Here is a 21,499-nt window from a genome sequence, read left to right as displayed (position 1 = left end):
GCAACATCAGAGGGCACAGGGTCGACAGGAACGGCGCAGCTGGCCAGACCCGCCGCCATCACTATGGCCGCTGCCGGAGCGGGCCACGCCCGCACATATCCGCCACCCACCGCCATCACGCGTCTCGCATGTCCGCCGCGGGGGCGAGGATGAAGGTCGCGCCGGGATGTGTCGGCGCGACGCGCAGGGAAAGCTGATGGCGCTCCGCAATCGCGCGCGCCAGCGCCAGTCCCATCCCGCTGCCCTGAATGTCCGGATCCGTATCCCTGCCGCGATAGAAGCGTTCAAACACCTTCTCCCGCTCGGCCTGCGCGATGCCGGGGCCCTCGTCCGTCACGACAAGCCGCGGGCCGGGTTCCAGCGTCACCCGGATCGCGCCGCCGGGGCGATTATACTTGAATGCATTGTCGAGCAGGTTGGTCACAATCCGGCCAAGCTGCGCTTCATCCCCCGGCACAATCACCCCTCCCGCGACGTCCCATTCGAAACGATAGCCCGCTTCGTCGGCACTGTCTTGGTACAATTCGCAGATCTGGCGCACGCTCGCGCTGAAATCGACCGGCTTCATCCCGCGCGTGTCGCCGGTCTGCGCCTTGCTGGAGGCGATATCGAGCAGCGCCTCCAGCATCGCGACCAGCCGTTTGATGTCGCCGCGCGCCTCGACGAGGTTGGCGCGCGCAGCCAGCGCGGGATCCTGCGCGATGGCCTTCTGGATGCGGCTGTCGAGATGCATCAGCGGCGTGCGGATTTCGTGGGCGATCTGTTCCGAGGTCTCCCGATAGGCCAGCATCAGCTGGCGCGCGCGTTTGACCGCCTGCGAAGCCTGGCTGGCGATCTGGTCGATCTCGTCGGGCCGCTCGGGAGCGGCCAGCCGGTCGAGCGCGGGCTCGTCGCTCCGGCGAAAGGCCTCACCCACCCGCGCGACCTTTGCCCGCACCCGCACGTTTGCGACTTGCGCAAACAGCGCGATGCAGCCGACGAACACCGCCCCGCCAAGCAGGAAGACCAGCCCCACCCGAGTCAACAGGAAGGCGCGATCGGGCGGCTCGTGCGCGACCAGCAGCGCAAGGTCTTCGGAGATCAGCGTCGCGCGGGCATAGGCGTGCGTGCGGCTGCCGATCGCGATCATTCCGCTTTCGGAGATCTGCGGATCGAGATCGGGCCAGCGCGCCAGATCGCCCGCGATCGGGTTTCCGGACCGGTCGGCGAGCAGATAGTGCGCGCGCCCGGCGTCGATCGGCACCATCGCCAGCCGGTCGGCAATGCGCTGTTCCAGCTCAGCCTGCCCACCGCTCGCATAGATATCGACCAGCCCGGTCAGATCGACATCGACCCCTTCGCGCGCCGAGGCGCCGAAGCTGTCGCGGATGGTCTGGTCGGTGATCCACCACAGCCCCGCCAGCAGCACCGCCGACAGCACTGCCGAGAGCAGCACTATGCGGGTAAAGATGGAGCGCGGGGCGACTATTGGCCGCGCCCCTGCAACAGGCGGTATCCGGTGCCCCACACGGTTTCGAGTGCAGGACTGTCGAACCCCTCCTCAAGCTTGCGCCGCAGGCGACCGATATTAACGTCGACCACATTGGTCTGCGGATCGAACGACATGTTCCACACATCGCGCAGCAGCATCTCGCGGGTCACAACCTCGCCCGCGTTTTCCATGAAGTAGCGGAACAGCTCGAATTCGCGGGGGCTGAGCGGAATGTGCCGGTTGTCGCGAAACGCGGTGCGCGCCTTCACGTGGCATTCGAAGGCGCCGAACAGGATCACCGCGCTGTGTTCGCGCCCCGACGCGCGCCGGTGCAGCGCGCGCACCCGCGCGACCAGCTCGATCGCCTCGAACGGCTTGGCGAGGTAATCGTCGGCCCCAGCCTCGAGCCCCTCGGCCCGCTCGCTCGTCCGGCCGAGCGCGCTCAACATCAGGATCGGCGTGCTGATCGCGCTGCCGCGCAGCCGGCGGACGATGTCCAGCCCGTCGGCATCGCCCAGCATCCGGTCCATGACGATCACGTCGAAGGATTCGAGCCCCGCCCGCTTGAGGCCGTCCGCGCCATTGGTCTCGACCGCGATCGTGTCGCCTTCGCGGCGGACGATGTCTTCCATCTCGCGGGCCGCGCGCGGATCGTCTTCGACGTAGAGTATCTTCATATCGCCGCTTCCTTCCCTCCCCCTCGACCCACATAGCCGCGCCGAAGCCGCCATTTGTCCCGGTTTTTCGCCGGGCTTCAAGACGAATAGCGCCCGGCACTCTCTCGCGACTAGCAAGCCGCGCGGCCATATTCCCGTGACGATCGCTGTTAGGCTCTCCCCCAGCCGACCCTCCGCCCCTCGCGCAGCCACCACCTAACAGCGATCGTCATCGAACTATCAGCAATCGTGCATACTGGCCGGACCGCCAGCGGCGTAGGCTGCCTGCCATTGTTTGTGGGAGAGGCCCGATGCATTCGAGGATTGGCTGTGTCGCCACGCTGGCCGCAATGTCGGCCACGATCCCGGCCCCTGCCGCCGCGCGGGACCATACGCCTGAAGAAATCGCCAGAATCATGGCCGACTGCGCGCATGTCGTGGAGGTTGCCGAGTCCAGCGGTGCGGCGTTCGCCCATTCGTCCGGCGACTGGAAGAAGTGGCTGGTCGACTATTCCCGCGCGCACGGCGTCTCCGCCACCCGGCAGATCGATCTGGTCCAGGCCAGATATCGCAAGCGCGCGCGGGTTCTGGGCGGCGACGAGGCGCATAAGGACATGCTGCGCAGGGCGCGCTCGTGCGACAAGCGGCTGGCGGGCCTGTGATGCTGGCCCGGATCAGGACCGCCTGCCTGGCGCTGGGCGCCGCGGTGAGCATTGCTCTTGCGGCATCGACGCCAACGCCGACGCTCGCGCAGGCGACTGGCACCCTGCAGCAGAGCATCGCAAGCTGCGATCGCGGCGACCGGGCAGCGTGCCTCGCCGCCGGGCTCGCGCTGTCCGACGTGGAGAGCCGCGCCTACGATCCCTTCCTTGCCCTGCGCTTCCTCCAGCAGGCCTGCGCCGCCAACCAGACGGCGGCCTGCGGGCGGCTGGCGCTGATCTTCTTCGCGGGCGAAGGCGACGTCGAGCGCGATCTGCCCAGCGCGGGCAATTTCGCCATCCGCGCCTGCGCCGGAAACGACCGGGACGGGTGCGAGGTTGCCGAAGCCGTGTTTGCCGAGCCCGGATCGCCGCAGTTCGATGCCGAGAAGGCGCTGCGCTATCGCCGCGCCAACTGCACCTTCGGCGATCGCCGCTCGTGCATCGACCTGGCCCGTATCCTCTATGCGATGGACGATGCGTTGCCTGCCGAACAGATCGCGCTGACCGCCTGCGTGCCCGGCGATCCGGCGAGCGCGCAGGTGTGCGCCTTCGGCCAGCGGCTGCAGTCGCTGCGCCGCAAGGCGGAGGCCGAGCGCGAGGCCGCGATCCAGGCCGCACGCAACGCGCAGGCGCGCGAACAGGCGGTGTTCGACCAGTATATGGGCCGCCGCGATTATGACGGTGCGCTGTACTATTCGCTCTATCACCTGCGCTCGAAGAGCCACGCGGAAACGGCGATCATGGCGGCTGCGCGCGCGGGCGCACTCTCGACCATCTTCAGGGACCATTTCTACGTCCTCGAATACTGGTTCCCCTCGGGCCCGGTGGCGCAGATCGCCGCCTCGCAGATCGCGCAGATCAGGCAGGCCAATGATTGCGGCATCTGGAACTGCACCAACATGCCCGGCGCCAGCGAAGCGCGGTGGCGCGCGGCGGGCGGCGCCCGAGCGAGCAGCTCCTATTCGGGGAGCGGATCCTCCTACACCCCGTCACCGATGCCTAGCAGCGCCTCGATCGCGAAGCAGACCCGCGACAAATACCGTTCGTACAATTGCACCGGCTCCCGGAGGCTCTCCAGCAGCCATCCGGCCTGCCAGTAGATCAGGGAGTTACCGATGAAGGTTCTTGCACTTACCGCCACGCTGTTCGCCGGCCTTGCCGCGTTCGCTCTTGCTCCAGCGACGGCGCAGGTCGAGGCAGGCGGCGACACCGCCGCGCTCGCCGGGCAGGCCGCCTATAACGCGGGCGACTTCGCCACTGCCCGCGCGAAATACGAAGTCGGCTGCTTCACCGAAAACAACAGCGCCGCGTGCACCAATCTGGGTGCGATGGCGACCAAGGGCGAAGGCGGGGCCGCCGATCTGACCACCGCGCGCCGCGCCTACAAGGTCGGCTGCACCAAGAGTCAGGCAGAGGCCTGCGAGAACTATGGATCGATGCTCAAGGCCGGACGGGGCGGCGCGAAGGATGCGGCGGGGGCGATTGCCCCGCTTACCACCGCCTGCAACGCGAAGTTCGCCACCTCCTGCTACGAACTGGGGACCAGCTACTTCTTCGGCGAGGTCGGCAGCGGGCCGGATCTCGCCAAGGCGCGCCAGTTCTTCAGCAGGGCGTGCCCCGATTACGCCGCCGACGGATGCTACGCACTCGGCGTGCTCCAGCGCGATGGCCAGGGCGGCGCGGTGGATGCGGCGGGTGCGGCCAGGTCCTTCAAACTCTCGTGCGATGCGGGCCTGTCGGACGGATGCCTCGAATACGGCGTCGCGCAGTATAGCGGCGCGGGTGTGGCGCAGGATTATGCCGGTGCCCGAAGCAGCTTCGCCCAGGCATGCAACACCGGCAATGCGGGTGCGTGCATGAATGCAGGGATGATGGCGCGCGACGGCCAGGGCGGCGCGGCCGATCCGGCGGCGGCCAAACGGCTGTTCGGTTTGGGCTGCAAGCTGGGCATTCAGGACGGCTGCACCATGGCCGCGCAGATCGGCGGCTGATGATGCTCTCCAGCGTGCGGCTTGCGACGATGCTGGCGACAACGGGCGGCGTCGCGGCGGCGGCCATCGCTCAGCCCGCCGCCCAGACCGGGGGCAGCCCCTCGGACGAGCAGGTGTGCGAGTTGCGCTATACCGAGATCACGCTCAACGCCTTGTCCGGCCCCGCCTCGCGCAAGGTCGGCGAGGAAGAGCTTGCCTGGGCGCAGCAGCAGGCGGAGCGCAAGGCACGCGGGGAGCCCTGCGCCCTGCCCGAGGATACCGCCGCCGCCTTCCGCGAAGCGACCGCGCTCAACGCAGCGTTCGAGGCGCACACGCGGCTGGGCCTCTCCCCGCAAACCACCGGCGAGCGGCTGATCTGCGCGGCCGTGTGGAACCGCTGGAACTATGCCGTCGAAAGCGCACCGGGGGAGGAATTTCGCGAGACCCTGCGCCCCGAACTCTCCACCACCAACGCCGCCGACCGCGAGGCGTTCTGGCGCAAACGGGCAGGCAAGGCGTCGAAGCGCGGGGATGACCGGGCCGAGGCGGAGGAGAAGGCCGACGATCTCTACGCCGCCTACGTCAATGGCGAGGAACGCGGCGCGGAACGGCTGATGGAGTGGCTGGCGATATGTCGATAGCACGAACCCGTACCGCTGCGTTCGCGGCAGGCCTGTGGCTGGCCCTCGTATCGGGCGCCCATGCGGCACCCGACGACCCCGCGCCGCAAACGCGCAGCGAACAGCAGATCCGGCAGGACCGCGACAACGCCGACCGGCTGATCGCAGCCGGTGCCGCGCCAACCGCCCGAGCGCTGCTACGCTCGCTGTGCTTCGACGATGCGGACGATGTTTCGTGCCAGAACTACGGCGTCATGGCGATGACCGGCGAAGGCGGCGCGCCCGACCAGGCAGACGGTCGCGCGGCCTTTGCCCGCGGGTGCGATCTGAACCTGCTCGCCGCGTGCCAGAACCTGGCCGATGCGCTGGTCGCGGGCGAAGGCGGCCCGGTCGAGGATGTCCGCGCGCTCGCGCTCTATCTCGGGCTTTGCCAGCGCGGCTACGGCGGGCGCAACTGCCACCGCGCGGCGATGATGGTGGAAGACGGGCGCGGGATGACGCAGCCGGACAGGGCCAAGGCCCTGAAGGGCTACGCCGCCGGATGCGCGAAGCGGTTCCGCCCATCGTGCAGGCGCGAGGCCGAACTGCGTCGGGAAATCGAGCGCGATGGCGCGAAGATCGAAACGGAGGGACAATGACCGCATCCAGATTTCGCATCGCGGCACCGCTGGCGGGCGCGATGCTTGCCGCCACGGCCACCGCCGCCCCCGCCAGCGCGCAGGTTGCCGAGCGAGAGATCCCGGAGGAGTATCCGGTGTACGAATTCGTATGCCCGGACGGCGGATACCAGAGCGGCTGCGATGCCAGCGACATCGAGCGCGCGGTCGATCTGGAAGGGGTGCAGGCGGCGGACTTCGCCCAGCGGTGCCTCTATCTCACTCAGGCCGAATGCAGCGTTATCTCGAGCGGTCAGATCAACCGCGCGACGGAGGATCCGGCGCTGCACTGGCAGATCCTCGGCCTCCAACCCTCCGACGGGCCATATGCCGAAATGCTGGTCCTCGGCGAGATCGGCGGCCCCCTTCCCGCCACGCTGATCAGCCAGCAGGTCGATGGCTATTTCGACCCGCCGGTCGCCGCGCGGGACGGCGACGGCCGGTTCATCCTGCACGTGCCCGCGCGCAATCGCGGGCTCGGCAATGCGGACCTGGTGCTGTTCACCAGCGGTGATGGCTGGAACTGGACCAGCGCCGAAGAGATCATGCGCCAGGTCGACCGGCTGCTTCCGCAAGGGTTCTGGATCGCCTCCCCGGTCGGCTTCAACTTCCGCGAAGGCAGTGCATTCGCACTAGTCCGCCGCGACAGCGATGCGGGCTGCTGCGCCACCGGCGGCGTGGTGAATGTCGACTTCGAGCAGACCGACCACAGCCTGAATGTCAGCCGGGTGAGCTTCACGCAGACCCAGCCGGTCGGCGAGGTGCACGAAGCCTTTCCCGAAGCCCCCTCGGGAATGGTGGAGGACGACGCGGGATGATCGCACGAGGCCGGGGAGCGCGGGGGCCGGCAATGCGAACGGTGCGCAGTGCCCTGCCTCTGCTCGCGATCGGTATCGCGGCTAGCCTTGCCACCGCCGCCCCTGCCCAGACCGCCCCGACCGGGAATCTCGCGGCTGGCGAGCTCACCGCCGGTGATCTCGTGGACGATCGCCTTTCACCCGAAGCCCTCACCGCCGACTGCGACACCCGGCGCAATGCGGATTCGTGCATGGCGATGGCGATGAGGACCTACGAGGGGCGCGGAGTGGCGATGGATCACCGGCTCTCGCGCCGCTTCTCGGCCAAGGCATGCGCGCTGGGCCAGGTGCTGGGATGCAACATGCTCGCCGCGCTGCTCGAAGACGGCGCGGGCGGGCCAAACGATCCGGAAGGCGCCGCGCGCAATTACCGACGCGCGTGCGATCAGGGCTACGACGGAGCCTGCTTCAACCTCGGCCAGCTACGCTACAACAATTACGCAGGGAATCCCGCCCACCTCGTCGAAGCGCGGGTGATGTTCGCCAGAGGGTGCGCGGCGGGGTTTGCGCAGTCGTGCAACAACAGCGCGGTGATGCTGAAATTCGGCGAAGGCGGCCCGGCAGACCTGCCCGCGGCACGCGCGCTGTTCGAACGGGCATGCGCGGCGCACGAGGCCAATGCCTGCGGCAATCTGGGTGCCATGCTGCTGCTCGGCGAAGGTGGCCCGGCGGACCGGGAACGCGCTGCGCCGCTGCTTTCGTCGGCCTGCAAATCCGGGGTCGACCTCGCGTGCGACCTCGCGGCTTCGCCCGATTCCGGAGCGAAGTAAGCCGGGGAGCCGGAGCACAGCCCCGGCCCCGCCGCTACCTCTCGCTGCCGCCGCCCAGCGCCACGAACAGCGTGGCGCGGTTTTGCAACCAGGCCCGCTCGGTCGCCAGCAGCTGCTGACGCGCGCTGAACAGGTTGCGTTCGGCATCGAGCACTTCGAGATAGTCCGCCACGCCCTCGCGATAGCGCAGGCGGGCAAGCCGGGCGATCCGCTCCTGCGCCTCGACCGCACGTTCGAGCGTTGCGACCTGTTCGGCCAGCCAGCGTCGTCCGGCCAGCGCGTCGGACACTTCACGGAACGCGGTCTGCACCGTCTTGTCGTAATTCGCGACCTGTTCCACTTCGAGCGCCTTGGCGAGGTCGAGATCGGCCTCGCGCGCGCCCCAGTCGAAGATCGGCAGCGAAATGGTCGGCCCGAAGCTCCAGCCGAAGCCGCTGCCGGAAAACAGATCATCGAGGCTGTTGGAGGCGAACCCGGCATTGCCGGTCAGCGAAATGGTCGGGAAGAACGCTGCCCGCGCCGCACCGATATTGGCCCGCGCCGCGCGCAGATGTTCCTCCGCCGCGATGATATCCGGGCGGACCAGCAGCAGGTCCGACGGCAGCCCGGCGGCAAGGCGGCGATCGTCGGCCTGGCTCTCCAGCGGCAGGCCGTCCGGCAGAGCGTCGGGCACCGTCCCGCCGACCAACACGGCCAGCTGGTTGCGCAGCTGCGCCAGCGCCAGCCGCTCGCTCGCAAGCTGCTGTTCGGCCTGTGTCAGCAGGGTTTCCGCCTGACGATAGGGCAGCGCGGAGGTGACCCCGTTATCGAGCCGCAGCTTGGCGATCCGCAGCCCTTCGCGGCGGCTCTCCGCGGTCGCTTCGGCCAGCGCGATCTGCTCCTGCGTTTCGACGATCTCGTAATAGGTCGTCGCGGTGTCGGCGATCAGCGAGAGGTAGAAAGCCCGCTGGGATGCGACCGAAGACAGGTACTCGGCGCGCGCCGCATCGCTCAGGCTGGCAACGCGGCCCCAGAAATCGAGCTCGAAGCTGCTGACGCCGACGCCTACGTCGAAGCGGTTGAAGGTGACCGAGTCCGGTGCGCCTTCGACGTCGCCCGTATCGAGCGAAGGATTCACGCCCAGCTGCTGCCGGGTGCGCGTACCGCTGGCATTGGCAACCACGGTGGGCAGCTGGCGGCTGTCCTGGATGCGGTAGCGCGCCCGCGCCTGCTCGATGCGCGCGGTCGCGGCCAGCAGGTCGCGGTTGTTCTCCAGCGCGGTACCGATCAGCTGGACCAGCCGCGGGTCGTTGAACCACTCGCGGTAGCTCAGCTGCGATGCGACCACGCTGCCATCGGGCCGGTAGTCCGGATCGAAGGCAGGCGCGGTCGCGGCTTCGGGCCGGACATGCTCGGGCGCCATGCTGGCACACCCGGCCAGCGCGGTGGATACCAGTGCGAGAGCCATAAAGCGTTTCATCAGGCTTTCTCCCCTTGGGCCTCAGGGCCGGGTTTGCTGTCTTCGGGATCGTCCAGATGTCCGGCGGCGTGCGGCTGCTTGCGGCTGATTTTGCGCCGGACCAGCAGGTAGAGCATCGGGATCAGGAAGATGCCCAGCACCGTCGCCGCGATCATGCCGCCCATCACCCCGGTGCCGACCGCGATACGGCTGGCCGCGCCCGCCCCGCTGGCAAGCACCAGCGGGACCATGCCCATGGTGAAGGCGAGCGAGGTCATGATGATCGGCCGCAGACGCAGTTTGGCAGCGGCCTTGACCGCGTCGATCCGCCTCAGGCCGCGCTGTTCCTCCTCGATCGCGAATTCGACGATCAGGATCGCGTTCTTCGCGGCAAGGCCGATGATGGTGATCAGCCCGACGTTGAAATAGACGTCTGCCGACAGCCCTCGAAGCATCGAGAACAGCACCGCGCCCAGCACACCCATCGGCACGATCAGCAGCACCGCCAGCGGCACCGCCCAGCTTTCGTACAGCGCGGCAAGCACCAGGAACACGATCACCACCGACAGGCCCAGCAGCAGGCCGATCTGGCCGCCCGCCTGCTTTTCCTCGTAGGAAATGCCGGTCCATTCGTAACCGATGCCCTGCGGCAGCTGTTCGGCCATCTGCTCCATCGCGGTCAGCGCGGCGCCCGAGGATTTGCCCGGAGCGGCCATCCCCGACAGGGTCATCGCCGGATAGCCGTTATAGCGCGACAGGCTCTGCGGCGAGGCGGACCACTTGGCACTGGCGAAGGCGCTGAACGGCACCAGTTCGCCCTGATCGTTCGGAATGCGCAGCGCGAGCACGTCTTCGGGCGTCATGCGATAGCGCGCATCCGCCTGCACCAGCACCTGAAGCACGCGGCCCTGCCGGTTGAAGTCGTTCGCATAGGCGGACCCGAAGGTGATCGAGAGCGCGGCGTTCACATCGGTCAGCGACAGGCCGAGCGCGCGGGCCTGGACCCGGTCGATGTCGATCTCGACCTCGGGGCTGGGCCCCTGATCCTCGGGCCGCAGGTTGGCGATCACATCGCTTTGCGAAGCCATCCCCAGCAACTGGTCGCGCGCCGCTGTCAGCGCTTCGCGCCCGACCCCGCCACGGTCCTGCAGCTTGAGCGTGAAACCGCTCGCCTCGCCCAGCGACTGGATCGCAGGCGGCTGGATCACGAAGGCCAGCGCGCCTTCGACCTGGCTGAACACGCCGGTCGCATCCTCCAGCATCTCCGATGCGCTGCTGCCCTTGCCGGTGCGTTCGCTCCACGGCTTGAAGGATGCGAACATGATCGCATTGTTCTGGCCCTGACCGAAGAAGCTGAAGCCGCGCACCACGACGAGGTTGTCCACCTCTTCGCGCTGCATCCAGTAATCGGTGATCGGCTTGAGCGCTTCGTCGGTCCGCGCCTGCGTCGCCCCCGTCGGGGCTTGGACCGCAGTGATCAGGTAGCCCTGGTCTTCGGTCGGCAGGAACGCGGTCGGCAGGCGCATGAACAGCAGCACGGTGACCAGCGCCAGCGCGATGAATACCGCGAGCGCGCGGAATGGGCGCGACAGGATGCTGTCGTTGGCCCGGCCGTACTTCTCCTGCATCCGCGCGAACCAGCGGTTGAAACCGGCAAAGAAGCGGACGGACTTCCCCCGCGCACGCGCCAGCCGGCCACGCCAGCCGGGCTGCGCCTCGGCCTCTTCATCGACCTCGATTTCGGTCGCGTGATCGTGTCCCTTCTCGATCGGCTTGAGGAAGGTCGCGCACAGCGCCGGGGTCAGCGACAGGGCGAGGAAGGCGGAGAAGAAGATCGCGATCGCCAGCGTGACGGAGAACTGGCGATAGATTCCGCCCGTCGATCCGGGGAAGAACGCCATCGGCAGGAACACCGCGACCAGCACCAGCGTGATCCCGATGATCGCGCCGCTGATCTGGCCCATCGCCTTGCGCGTCGCCTGCGCCGGCGGCAGACCTTCCTCGCGCATGATCCGCTCGACATTCTCGATCACCACGATCGCATCGTCGACGAGGATGCCGATCGCCAGCACCATGCCGAACAGCGAGAGCACATTGATCGAAAATCCGAAGATCCACAGGCCCAGACACGCACCTGCCAGCGCGATCGGCACGACCAGCGTCGGGATCAGCGTCGCGCGCCAGTTCTGCAGGAACAGGAACATGACGAGGAAGACGAGGAACATTGCCTCGACCAGCGTCTTGACCACTTCCTCGACCGAAGCTTCGACGAAGGGCGTGGTGTCGTAGGGGACCGACCAGGTGACATCGCCCGGCAGGCCCGGCGCAATCTCTTCCAGTCGCTCCTTCACGCCTTCCGCCGCGGCGAGCGCGTTGGCGCCGGTCGCCAGCTGGACCGCCATACCCGCCATCGGCTTGCCGTTGAGCGTGGTCGAGCTGGCGTAGCTTTGCGCGCCGATCTCGACCCGCGCGACCTCTCCCAGCCGCACCACCGCTGCGCCGTTGCTGGCGCGCAGGATGATGTTCTCGAACTCCTCCGCCGTGGTGAAGCGGCCATCGGTAGAGATGGTGGCGGTGATCTGCTGCCCGTCGGCCAGCGGCTGCGCGCCGATTGAGCCGCCTGCAGTCTGAGCGTTCTGCTCGCGGATCGCGGCGAGAACGGCAGAGGGCGAAAGCTTGTAGGAAGCGAGCGCGTCCGGATCGAGCCAGATGCGCATTGCATATTCCGAACCGAACAGCTGCACATCGCCCACGCCGTTCACGCGGCGCAGTTCGTCCACCACTTGGGTGGAGGCTATGTTGCCCAGATCATTGGTGTCGTACTGCCCCCCCTTGGAGGTGAGCGCGACGATCATCAGGAAGCCGGAATTGGCCTGCCGCACGGTGATGCCCTGTCGGCGAACCTCTTCGGGCAGCCGCGCCTCGACCGTACTCAGCCGGTTCTGCACCTCGGTCTGCGCGATATCGATGTCGGTCCCGGCCTCGAAGGTCACGGTGATGGTCGCGGTGCCGTTCGAGATGCTCGACGAGGACATGTAGAGGAAGCCCTCGACCCCGTTGAGCTGCTGCTCGATCACCTGGGTGACGTTTTCTTCCAGAGTCTCGGCATCGGCGCCGGGATAGACCACGCTGATGGTCAGCGAAGGCGGCGCGACCTCGGGATACTGCTCGATCGGGAGCGCGCGCAGCGCGAGGAAGCCTGCCAGCAGGATGCCGAGCGAGACGACCCATGCGAAGATGGGCCGGTCGATGAAGAAGCGTGACATTGGTTACTCGGCTCCGCTGGTACGGGCAGGCTGCTGCTTGGCCGCCGGCTTCTTGGCTGCCGGCTTGTTCGATGCGGGCTTGCCGCCTGCGGCCTTGTTGGCGATCTTCACCGGCGCGCCGGGGCGGATCTTCTGCAGGTTGCTGACGATCACCTTGTCGCCGGGCTTGAGCCCGCTTTCGATGATCCAGTTGCCGTCGACCATCGCACCCAGCTGCACCGGGCGCACGGTCGCCTGACCCTCGCCACTGACCACGAACACGGTCCCGCCATCCTCGGTCAGCGACACCGCGCGCTGCGGCACCACCAGCCCGTCGGGCACCTGGCCGGCATAGATCTGCGCGCGCACGAACTCGCCGGGCAGCAGCAGCCGGTCCGGGTTGGGGAATTCGGCGCGCAGCTCGACCGTGCCGGTCTCCTGGTCGACCGAGAAGGCGAGGAAGTCGATATAGCCGGGAATCGGGTATTCGGTCCCGTCGGAATAGGTCAGCCGCACCTCGATCCGGTCGTCATCGCCGAGATTGACCTGCCCCGCGGAGATCGCCCGGCGCAGCTTGAGCACCTGGCTCGCGGCCTGGGCGAAGCTGACATAGACCGGCGAGCTCTGCTCGATCCGCGTCATCAGCGTGCCCTCGCCCTGGCTGACCAGCGCGCCTTCGGTGACCTCCGCCCGGCCCGCCCGGCCGGAAATCGGCGCGCGCACGGTGGTGTAGCCGAGCTGGAGCGAGGATGCTTCGAGCTGGGCACGGATCTGCGCGACATTGGCATCGGCTTCGCGCGCGGCGGCCAGCGCGGCGTCGTATTCCTGCCCGCTGATCGCGTTCTCTTCCACCAGCGGACGATAGCGTTCGACCACCGCGCGCGCATTGGCTGCGGTCGCCCGTGCACGGGTGAGCGCAGCCTGGGTTTGCGCATAGTTCGCGCGCAGTTCGCGCGGATCGATGCGGAACAGCGGCTGGCCGGCGCGCACGTCCGTGCCTTCCTCATACAAGCGCTGCTGCACGATCCCCGTCACCCGCGCGCGCACCTCCGCCGTGCGGACCGGTTCGACCCGGCCGGGCAGTTCGATGACGTTGGGGATGCTCTGGCGCTTCACCGTAATCGTCTGGACCGGGACCGCCTGGGGTGCGGGCGCTTCTTCGTTCGAGGAGCATGCGGTGAGCATGAGGCAGGCCGCGAGGCCCGCGAGGATCGGCTTCATGGGGGGAACGCCTTCTTGATTTAGTCAGCTTTTGTGCAGGTGCGAAGGTGTAATAGTGATTACACCCTTGCAACGCAACCCGCCTTGCTAGAGTTTTGAGCGCGGAGGCCAAAAGCTTGAAATGACGACCTGTGTTAGCGATTTCTGCCGTCTCGACCGTCGCAAACGGGCGATCGTCGAGGCCGCGCGCACGCTTTTCATCGAGCAAGGTTACGAGCGGACGACCGTGGGCGACATCGTCGAGAAGGCGGGTGGCTCGCTCTCGACCGTCTACAAGGTCTTCGGCAGCAAGGACGGGCTGCTGGAAGCGGTGGTGTTCGAACAGGCCGGCTCGGGCGAGGCGATCATCAACTCCGCCATGTCGCAGGGAGGCTCGCCTGCAGATATCCTGCATCGGCTGGCAGAGGACCTGCGCGAGCACTTCCTCAACCCCGAAATGGTCGCGCTGGTCCGCATCGTCATCGCCCGGAGCATCAATGACCGGGACTTTGCGCAGATGTTCTACGAACGCACCGCCACGCGCACCGACCGCGCGCTCGCCAAAATGTTCGCCCAGTGGCAGAGCGACGGGGTGGAAATGGTCGGCGACCCGGAAATGCTCGCCGAAATCTTCCTCGACATGATCGTGAGCGACCTCCACGTCGAGGCGATCCTGCATTCCGGCGGGCGGACCCATTCGCCCGAGCGGGTCCGTGCGCGAACCGAGTTCTTCCTCGCCGGAACGAAGCTGGCGGATCACTGACCTCTCCCCGGCCCGCACCAGGGCATTGATCCAGATCAAGGCAGCGCGGTGGGCCTGCGGCTAGTCCGATTCCCAAGAGGAAAGGACTACCGATGAACTTCCCCGACCTGTTCGACGCATTCGACGCCGCCGTGCTGCCCCCCGGGCTGCCCGACGCGGCGGTGCTGCGGCTGCGCCATGATACTGTCGCAAGGGAGCTGGCGGCAGGCGAGCAGCTCGATCTCGATCCCGGGCGGGCATTCTTCGCCTTTCTCGGCGTAGGTGCGTGCAAGCTGGCAGCCTTCGTATCCAGCGCACGCGAGCAGATCGTCAGCTTCCATTTTGCCGGCGACGTCGTCCACGTGCCCGCGCAGGGGCGCTACGGCTACACGCTGAGCGCGCTGACCGACGCGCAGCTGCTGGTGATCCCTGCGGACAGCCTGAGCCGCTCCGGCCCGGATAGCTGCGGCATGCTGCGGCTCGCCTCACGCGAGACGGAGAATGCGCTGGCGCGCAGCCGGGAAACCTCGATCATTCTCGGCCGACGCTCCGCACAGGAGCGGGTGGCGTCCTTCATCCTCGCCATCTGGGACCGGCTGGGTGCGGGCTCGCAAGACGACGGGTGGATCGATCTGCCGATGTCGCGCGGCGAGATCGCGGACAGCCTGGGCCTGACCATCGAAACCGTCAGTCGCCAGTTCAGCGAGCTGCGCGATCTCGGCCTGATCGAGACCGAAGGGCGATCCGCCCTGCGGGTTATCGACCTGCCCGGCCTGTCACGCTGCGCCGGGCAACTGCCGGTGGCGGCATAATTTCACGAAATTGATCTCGATCAATGCGTTCAAATCCGGGCGGTCCTAACCGGCCCGCAAACGGAAGGGGCAATTAATGCAAATTGAGGCAGCACTCGCGAGGGCCGGACTGTGGTTCGTCCTTCTTCTCCTGTCATTGGCCGTGGCCGTCACCGCCAAGGACGCCGGCTTTGCCGCGCACGCGGTGATCATCGGGATCGTCTCCTTCGCGATGATCTGGATAACTGCGGGCCGGTTCGATCCGGTCGGCGGCGGTCGCACGTTCTTCAAGATGCCCGACTCGCCGTCGCAATATGACGACGAGATCGTGCGCTGGGGTGCGATCGCGACGATGTTCTGGGGCGTTGTCGGCCTGCTTGCGGGCGTATTCATCGCCTCGCAGATGGCGTTCCCCTGGCTCAACGTCGAACCCTACCTCAATTTCGGACGGCTGCGGCCGCTGCATACCTCGGCGGTGATCTTCGCCTTCGGCGGCAACGCGCTGCTGGCGACCAGCTTCTACGTCGTCCAGCGCACCTGCCGCACGCAGCTGGCCCTGCCCAGCCTCGCCCGCTTCGTATTCTGGGGCTACCAGCTGTTCATCGTGCTCGCCGCGACCGGCTACCTGCTGGGTGTCACCCAGTCGAAGGAATATGCCGAGCCGGAATGGTACGTCGACCTGTGGCTGACGATCGTGTGGGTCGCCTATCTCGCGGTGTTCGTCGCCACGCTGCTCAAGCGCAACGAACCGCACATTTACGTCGCCAACTGGTTCTACCTCGCCTTCATCGTGACGATCGCGATGCTGCACGTGGTCAACAACCTGGCGGTGCCGATCAGCTTCCTGGGTTCGCGCAGCTACAGCGCCTTCTCGGGCGTGCAGGATGCGCTGACCCAGTGGTGGTACGGCCATAACGCGGTCGGCTTCTTCCTCACCGCGGGCTTCCTCGCGATGATGTACTACTTCGTGCCCAAGCAGGCCGAACGTCCGATCTACAGCTATCGTCTGTCGATCATCCACTTCTGGTCGCTGATCTTCCTCTACATCTGGGCGGGTCCGCACCACCTGCACTACACCGCACTGCCCGACTGGGCGCAGACGCTGGGCATGGTGTTCTCGGTGATGCTGTGGATGCCCAGCTGGGGCGGCATGATCAACGGCCTGATGACCCTTAACGGGGCATGGGACAAGGTCCGCACCGATCCGATCATCCGGATGATGGTGATGGCGCTCGCCTTCTACGGGATGAGCACCTTCGAAGGCCCGATGCTGTCGATCAAGAGCGTCAACAGCCTGTCGCACTACACCGACTGGACCATCGGCCATGTCCACTCAGGCGCGCTCGGGTGGAACGGGATGATCACCTTCGCCTGCCTGTACTACCTGTTCCCGCGGCTCTGGGGTCGTGAGCGGATGTACAGCCTGCGGATGATCAACTGGCACTTCTGGCTCGCGACGCTGGGGATCGTCTTCTACGCCGCCAGCATGTGGGTGGCGGGCATCACCCAGGGCCTGATGTGGCGCGAGTACGGGCCCGACGGCTACCTGGTGAACAGCTTCGCCGATACGGTCGCCGCGCTCCATCCGATGTTCATCATGCGGATGACCGGCGGGCTGCTGTACCTCTCGGGCGCACTGGTGATGACCTTCAACGTCTGGATGACGCTGGCAGGCAAGCTGCGCGACGAAGCGCCGATGACCAGCCCCAGCTACGACCCCGCCAAAGACAAGCCGATCGTCGGATCGCGGCCCGCCGCCCATCCCGACAGCGTGCCGGCCGAATAGGAACCTGCGATGAGCCTGACCGAAAAACACAAGAAGCTGGAACGCAACATCACGCTGCTCGCCGTGGCCACCTTCGTGACGGTGGCGATCGGCGGGGTGGTGGAGATCGCACCGCTCTTCTGGATTGACAACACGATCGAGGAAGTGGACGGCGTGCGTCCCTACAGCCCGCTCGAACAGGCGGGGCGCGACATCTACATCCGCGAAGGGTGCTATTCGTGCCACAGCCAGATGATCCGCCCCTTCCGCGACGAGGTGGAGCGCTACGGCCACTACAGCCTCGCGGCGGAAAGCATGTACGACCACCCCTTCCAGTGGGGGTCGAAGCGGACCGGGCCGGATCTCGCCCGCGTGGGCGGCCGCTATTCGGACGAATGGCACATCCAGCACCTGGAGAACCCGCAGAGCGTGGTGCCCGAGAGCATCATGCCCAAATACGGCTTCCTGAAAGAGCGTGACCTGAAGATCGCCGATGCGAAGGCGATGCTCAAGGCGCTCAAGACCGTGGGCGTGCCCTATAGCGACCGCGATCTGGAGCAGGCCGAGGCCGATCTCTACGCGCAGGCCGATCCGGACAAGGACGCAGGCGATCTCGCCGCCCGCTATCCCAAGGCGCAGATCCGCGACTTCGACGGCAACCCCGACCGGGTGACCGAGATGGATGCGCTGATCGCCTATCTCCAGATGCTCGGCACGCTGGTCGATTTCGAGAAGGCAGCGCCGCTTGAGGAACTCGCGCAGGAGAAAGGCCGATGACCTTCTACGAAGAGCTGCGTCACTTCGCGGACAGCTTCGGCCTGGCGGCCATGCTGCTGTTCTATTTTCTCCTGTGCCTGTGGCCGTTCCGGCCCGGCGCCAAGCGGCGCATCAACAAGGCAGCCCATTCGATTTTCGAGGATCAGACCGATGGCAAATAAGCGCATCGACGAGCCGACTGGCACCGAAACCGTCGGCCATGAGTGGGACGGTATCGAGGAGCTGAACACGCCCCTGCCCCGCTGGTGGCTGTGGACCTTCTATCTCACGATCATCTTCGCGATCGTCTACGTCATCCTCTATCCGGCATGGCCGATGGTCGACAAGGCGACCGAGGGCGTGCTCGGCTGGTCGAGCCGCGGCCAGCTGGCCGAGAAGATGAGCGCTGCCGAGCAGGCCCAGCAGGGCTTCCGCGATCAGCTGGCGAATATCCCCATCGAACGCCTGCCGGACGACAGCGCGCTGATGGCGCGGGCCGTCGCCGGCGGACAGGCGGCCTTCAAGGTCCACTGCACCCAGTGCCACGGATCGGGCGGCGCGGGCGACCAGAAGCTGGGCTATCCCAACCTCAACGACGATGCCTGGCTGTGGGGCGGCGACCTGAAGGCGATCGAATACACGATCACCCATGGCGTGCGCTGGCCCGACGACGACGAGACCCGCTTCAGCCAGATGCCGCCGTTCGAAGGCGCGCTGGACGATGCCCAGATCAATGCAGTGATCGACCACGTCCTCTCGCTCAGCGGCAAGGCCCAGCCCAACGCCGCCGGGGCGCAGATCTTCGGCGATAACTGCGCCGCCTGCCACGGCCCGCAGGGCAAGGGCGGACGCGATGTGGGCGCGCCCAACCTGAGCGATGCGATCTGGTTGCGCGGCAGCGAGCGCGACGCGCTGCGCCGTCAGATCCTGGGTCCGCGCATGGGTGTGATGCCCTCCTGGGGTGAGCGGCTCGATCCGGTGACGATCAAGATGCTTGCCGCCTATGTCCATTCGCTCGGGGGAGGCGAAGACTTCGTTGAGGTCGCGGAAGATCCCGAGGTGAAGGTCGATGAGCAACCCTGACAACCCCAACAAGGATCGCGACTGGTCGGTCGTGCTGGAAGACGGGGTCGCCAAGACCAACGAGCCCGTCTCCAGCGCCACCGCCTCTACCGGAGCGCCCACCCAGCGGCACGAGCCGCACGAGCCGCCGCGCACGCAGATGCCCGAAAAGCTCTACGAGAAGCGCAAGGCGGTTCATAACAAGCGGATCGACGGGCCTTTCCGCCGCTTCAAATGGTTCGTGATGTTCGTCACCCTGGCGATCTATTACGTCACTCCGTGGATCCGATGGGACCGCGGGCCCTTCGCGCCCGATCAGGCGGTGCTGGTCGATCTGGCCCATCGCCGCTTCTACATGTTCGGGATCGAGATCTGGCCGCACGAATTCTACTTCGTCGCGGGCCTGCTGATCATGGCCGGGATCGGGTTGTTCCTGGTCACCAGCGCGGTCGGCCGCGCGTGGTGCGGCTATGCCTGCCCGCAGACCGTCTGGACCGACCTGTTCCAGCATATCGACCGCTTCGTCGATGGCGACCGCAACGCGCGTGCCCGGCTCGACAAGGCTCCCTGGGGGCCCAAGAAGATCGCGCGGCGTGGGTTCAAATGGTCGATCTACCTCCTCATCAGCTTGGCGACGGGCGGCGCGTGGATTCTCTACTTTGCCGATGCGCCGACGCTGTTTCACGACTTCTTCACGCTCCAGGCCCCGATGGTCGCTTACGCGACCGTGGGCATTCTGACGCTGACCACCTTCACGCTGGGCGGCTTCATGCGCGAACAGGTGTGCATCTACATGTGCCCCTGGCCGCGCATCCAGAGCGCGATGCTCGACGAGAAATCGCTGATCGTCACCTATAAGGACTGGCGCGGTGAACCGCGTGGCAGCCTGAAGAAAGCGAAGAAAGACCCCGAGCATTTCGGCGACTGCATCGACTGCAACCAGTGCGTCGCGGTGTGCCCCACGGGGATCGACATCCGCGAGGGGCCGCAGATCGGCTGCATCACCTGCGCGCTGTGCATCGATGCGTGCGACCGGGTTATGAAGGATATTGGTCGACCGCGCGGGCTGATCGACTACGCCACGCTGGAGGACTGCCGCGAGGAAGCGCTGGGCCACCCCGCAAAGCCCGTCTGGAAGACGCTGCTGCGTCCGCGCACCCTGATCTACTTCGGTGTGTGGGGCGCAATCGGTGCCGCCCTGCTGTTCGCGCTGGGCACGCGCACCCACACCGACCTGACCGTCTCGCCGGATCGCAATCCGCCGTACATGCTGATGAGCGACGGATCGATCCGCAATTCCTACACGCTCAAGCTGCGCAACATGGAAAGCCGCCCGCGCGAAATGGTGGTCGCGATCGAAGGCCTGCCGGGCGGGAAGATGTGGACCGACACCATCGGCGCCGATGAAGCCGCCGCCACGCAGAGCTTCAACGTACCCGCCGACCAGATCCGCACCGTGCGGGCCTATGTCGTCGCACCCAGGGACGCGACCTCACGCGAGTTCACCTTCCGGCTGACCTCGCAGGACGAACAGCGCGAAACCGACACCGTCGAAACCCGCTTCGACGCACCGGCAGGAGGATCATGATGCGCGAATTTACCGGCAAGCACATGGCGGGCGTGATGGTCGCCGGCTTCGGCATCGTGGTCGCGGTCAATTTCTACATGGCCTCGCTCGCCACCAACGGCTTCGGCGGCGTGGTGGTCGAAAATTCCTACGTCGCCAGCCAGAAATATAACGGCTGGCTGGCGGAGGCCGAACGGCAGGAAGCGACCGGGTGGCAGCTCGACGCGAGCCGCACGGCGGACGGGTTGGTGGTGGTAGAGACGCAGAACGCGCCCGAAACCGCGACCCTTACCGCCATCGCGCGTCACCCGCTGGGGCACAAGACCACCCGCACGCTCGCCTTCACCCGGCAGGATGATGGCCGCTTCGTCGCGGACCAGCCGCTCGACGCAGGTCGCTGGACACTGCGGATGACTCTCTCCGACGGGGATCGCAAACGGGTGGTCGAGGCACCGCTGCCGTGAACACCTCCGTCGATGCGCCGCCAATCGCACCGACCGCGCCCAGCGCGGCGAATGCCCCGGCAAGCCTCCAGACGACGCGGCTGACCGTGCCGGGGATGCGCTGCGCAGGGTGCATCTCCAAGGTGGAGCGCGGGCTGCTGGCGCTCGACGGTGTATCCGCAGCGCGGGTCAACCTCTCGGCCAAGCGGGTGACGGTCGATCATGCGGAAGCGCTCGACGATCTGGCGCTGGTCGAGGCGCTCGAGCGGATCGGGTTCGAAGCGCAGGCGATCGAAAGCCCCACCGCCCCGCCCGCCCCGCCCGATCGCGAACTGACCAAGGCGCTAGCGGTGGCAGGCTTCGGCATGATGAATATCATGCTGCTGTCGGTCAGCGTGTGGTCGGGCGCCGACGGCGCCACGCGCGAGCTGTTCCACTGGCTCTCCGCACTGATCGCGCTGCCGGTAATCGCCTATGCCGGGCGGCCCTTCTTCGGCTCCGCGCTCACCGCGCTGCGCCACGGGCGGACCAATATGGACGTGCCCATCTCGATCGGCGTGCTGCTGGCCACCGGACTCAGCCTCTACGAGACCGCGACCGGGGGCGAGAACGCCTTTTTCGACGGCGCGACCATGCTGCTGTTCTTCCTGCTCGCACGGCGCGCGCTGGCTGCCGCGCTGCGCAGCCGCCCGCGCCCCCGCACCCCCCCGCTGCCGAGCCGGCGGGGCCCCCACGCCACGGCGCCGCTGCCCGACGGCCCCACCCGCCCGGCGCCGTGCCCGGACCCCC

Annotated in this window: 21 protein-coding genes; 16 read left to right on the top strand and 5 right to left on the bottom strand. The window is 67.0% G+C overall.

Going from position 1 to position 21,499, the window contains the following annotated elements; genetic code table 11:
* Positions 1-115: 115 nt before the first annotated feature.
* Together KYN89_RS14780 and KYN89_RS14775 are read right to left on the bottom strand one after the other, a co-directional pair.
* Positions 116-1,435 carry a sensor histidine kinase gene (locus KYN89_RS14780; protein ID WP_222825805.1) on the bottom strand — a complete coding sequence of 440 codons (1,320 nt, stop codon included), beginning with the start codon at positions 1,433-1,435 and terminating at the stop codon, positions 116-118.
* Between the two features lie 29 nt (positions 1,436-1,464).
* Positions 1,465-2,148, bottom strand: coding sequence for a response regulator transcription factor (locus tag KYN89_RS14775; RefSeq protein WP_222825804.1), 684 nt, complete (start codon positions 2,146-2,148; stop codon positions 1,465-1,467).
* A 290-nt stretch (positions 2,149-2,438) separates the two neighbouring features.
* Here KYN89_RS14775 and KYN89_RS14770 point away from each other — a divergent pair, with 290 nt between their 5' ends.
* From KYN89_RS14770 to KYN89_RS14740, 7 genes are read left to right on the top strand one after another with little or no spacing between them, the layout of a single operon-like run.
* On the top strand, positions 2,439-2,789 hold the full coding sequence (locus KYN89_RS14770; RefSeq protein ID WP_156313754.1) for a hypothetical protein: 351 nt from the start codon (positions 2,439-2,441) through the stop codon (positions 2,787-2,789).
* Positions 2,789-3,928, top strand: coding sequence for an SEL1-like repeat protein (locus tag KYN89_RS14765; RefSeq protein WP_222825803.1), 1,140 nt, complete (start codon positions 2,789-2,791; stop codon positions 3,926-3,928). Before KYN89_RS14770 ends, KYN89_RS14765 begins: the two co-directional genes overlap by 1 nt.
* Before the next feature lie 15 nt (positions 3,929-3,943).
* Entirely contained in the window at positions 3,944-4,819 is an 876-nt protein-coding gene (locus KYN89_RS14760; RefSeq protein WP_222825802.1) for a tetratricopeptide repeat protein, read from the top strand.
* Entirely contained in the window at positions 4,819-5,439 is a 621-nt protein-coding gene (locus KYN89_RS14755; protein ID WP_222825801.1) for a hypothetical protein, read from the top strand. The genes KYN89_RS14760 and KYN89_RS14755 overlap by 1 nt, the downstream gene beginning before the upstream one ends.
* Positions 5,430-6,056, top strand: a complete 627-nt coding sequence (locus tag KYN89_RS14750) for an SEL1-like repeat protein (RefSeq protein ID WP_222825800.1) — start codon at positions 5,430-5,432, stop codon at positions 6,054-6,056. Before KYN89_RS14755 ends, KYN89_RS14750 begins: the two co-directional genes overlap by 10 nt.
* Positions 6,053-6,892, top strand: coding sequence for a hypothetical protein (locus KYN89_RS14745; protein ID WP_248285335.1), 840 nt, complete (start codon positions 6,053-6,055; stop codon positions 6,890-6,892). The genes KYN89_RS14750 and KYN89_RS14745 overlap by 4 nt, the downstream gene beginning before the upstream one ends.
* A 32-nt stretch (positions 6,893-6,924) precedes the next feature.
* Positions 6,925-7,701, top strand: a complete 777-nt coding sequence (locus KYN89_RS14740; RefSeq protein ID WP_222825799.1) for a tetratricopeptide repeat protein — start codon at positions 6,925-6,927, stop codon at positions 7,699-7,701.
* Between the two features lie 34 nt (positions 7,702-7,735).
* Here the strand turns inward: KYN89_RS14740 and KYN89_RS14735 are convergent, their stop codons facing one another.
* Genes KYN89_RS14735 through KYN89_RS14725 form a run of 3 tightly spaced genes read right to left on the bottom strand, consistent with a single transcriptional unit; the run spans position 7,736 to position 13,605 of the window.
* Positions 7,736-9,160, bottom strand: a complete 1,425-nt coding sequence (locus KYN89_RS14735; protein WP_222825798.1) for an efflux transporter outer membrane subunit — start codon at positions 9,158-9,160, stop codon at positions 7,736-7,738.
* On the bottom strand, positions 9,160-12,405 hold the full coding sequence (locus tag KYN89_RS14730; protein WP_222825797.1) for an efflux RND transporter permease subunit: 3,246 nt from the start codon (positions 12,403-12,405) through the stop codon (positions 9,160-9,162). Before KYN89_RS14730 ends, KYN89_RS14735 begins: the two co-directional genes overlap by 1 nt.
* Positions 12,406-12,408: 3 nt before the next feature.
* A complete protein-coding gene (locus KYN89_RS14725) occupies positions 12,409-13,605 on the bottom strand; it encodes an efflux RND transporter periplasmic adaptor subunit (protein ID WP_222825796.1) in 1,197 nt (398 codons plus the stop codon).
* A gap of 121 nt (positions 13,606-13,726) precedes the next feature.
* On the opposite strand from KYN89_RS14725, the gene KYN89_RS14720 reads away from it, so the two are divergent.
* The 9 genes from KYN89_RS14720 to KYN89_RS14680 all read left to right on the top strand — a co-directional run.
* A complete protein-coding gene (locus tag KYN89_RS14720; protein WP_222825795.1) occupies positions 13,727-14,347 on the top strand; it encodes a TetR/AcrR family transcriptional regulator in 621 nt (206 codons plus the stop codon).
* Positions 14,348-14,439: 92 nt separating this feature from the next.
* Positions 14,440-15,138, top strand: coding sequence for a Crp/Fnr family transcriptional regulator (locus KYN89_RS14715; RefSeq protein ID WP_222825794.1), 699 nt, complete (start codon positions 14,440-14,442; stop codon positions 15,136-15,138).
* Positions 15,139-15,214: 76 nt separating this feature from the next.
* Positions 15,215-16,903, top strand: coding sequence for a cytochrome-c oxidase, cbb3-type subunit I (ccoN, locus tag KYN89_RS14710; protein WP_248285334.1), 1,689 nt, complete (start codon positions 15,215-15,217; stop codon positions 16,901-16,903).
* Positions 16,904-16,912: 9 nt separating this feature from the next.
* Positions 16,913-17,659, top strand: a complete 747-nt coding sequence (gene ccoO / locus KYN89_RS14705) for a cytochrome-c oxidase, cbb3-type subunit II (RefSeq protein ID WP_222825793.1) — start codon at positions 16,913-16,915, stop codon at positions 17,657-17,659.
* Positions 17,656-17,820: a cbb3-type cytochrome c oxidase subunit 3 gene (locus tag KYN89_RS14700; RefSeq protein WP_197635548.1), complete on the top strand. Its 165-nt coding sequence runs from the start codon at positions 17,656-17,658 to the stop codon at positions 17,818-17,820. Before ccoO ends, KYN89_RS14700 begins: the two co-directional genes overlap by 4 nt.
* Positions 17,810-18,721, top strand: coding sequence for a cytochrome-c oxidase, cbb3-type subunit III (gene ccoP, locus KYN89_RS14695; protein WP_222825792.1), 912 nt, complete (start codon positions 17,810-17,812; stop codon positions 18,719-18,721). The genes KYN89_RS14700 and ccoP overlap by 11 nt, the downstream gene beginning before the upstream one ends.
* Positions 18,708-20,288 (top strand): cytochrome c oxidase accessory protein CcoG, encoded by a 1,581-nt coding sequence (gene ccoG, locus KYN89_RS14690; RefSeq protein WP_222825791.1) that lies wholly within the window; start codon positions 18,708-18,710, stop codon positions 20,286-20,288. Before ccoP ends, ccoG begins: the two co-directional genes overlap by 14 nt.
* A complete protein-coding gene (locus tag KYN89_RS14685) occupies positions 20,288-20,731 on the top strand; it encodes a FixH family protein (RefSeq protein WP_429699581.1) in 444 nt (147 codons plus the stop codon). The genes ccoG and KYN89_RS14685 overlap by 1 nt, the downstream gene beginning before the upstream one ends.
* Positions 20,728-21,499, top strand: a 772-nt coding sequence (locus KYN89_RS14680; protein WP_222825789.1) for a cation transporter, incomplete at its 3' end; no start/stop codon positions are given. The genes KYN89_RS14685 and KYN89_RS14680, both read left to right, overlap by 4 nt.

It is taken from the genome of Alteriqipengyuania abyssalis, assembly GCF_019857185.1.
Taxonomy (GTDB): domain Bacteria; phylum Pseudomonadota; class Alphaproteobacteria; order Sphingomonadales; family Sphingomonadaceae; genus Alteriqipengyuania; species Alteriqipengyuania abyssalis.
Note: the sequence above shows the minus strand (reverse complement) of the source record. Positions and strands in the feature narration are given on the sequence as shown.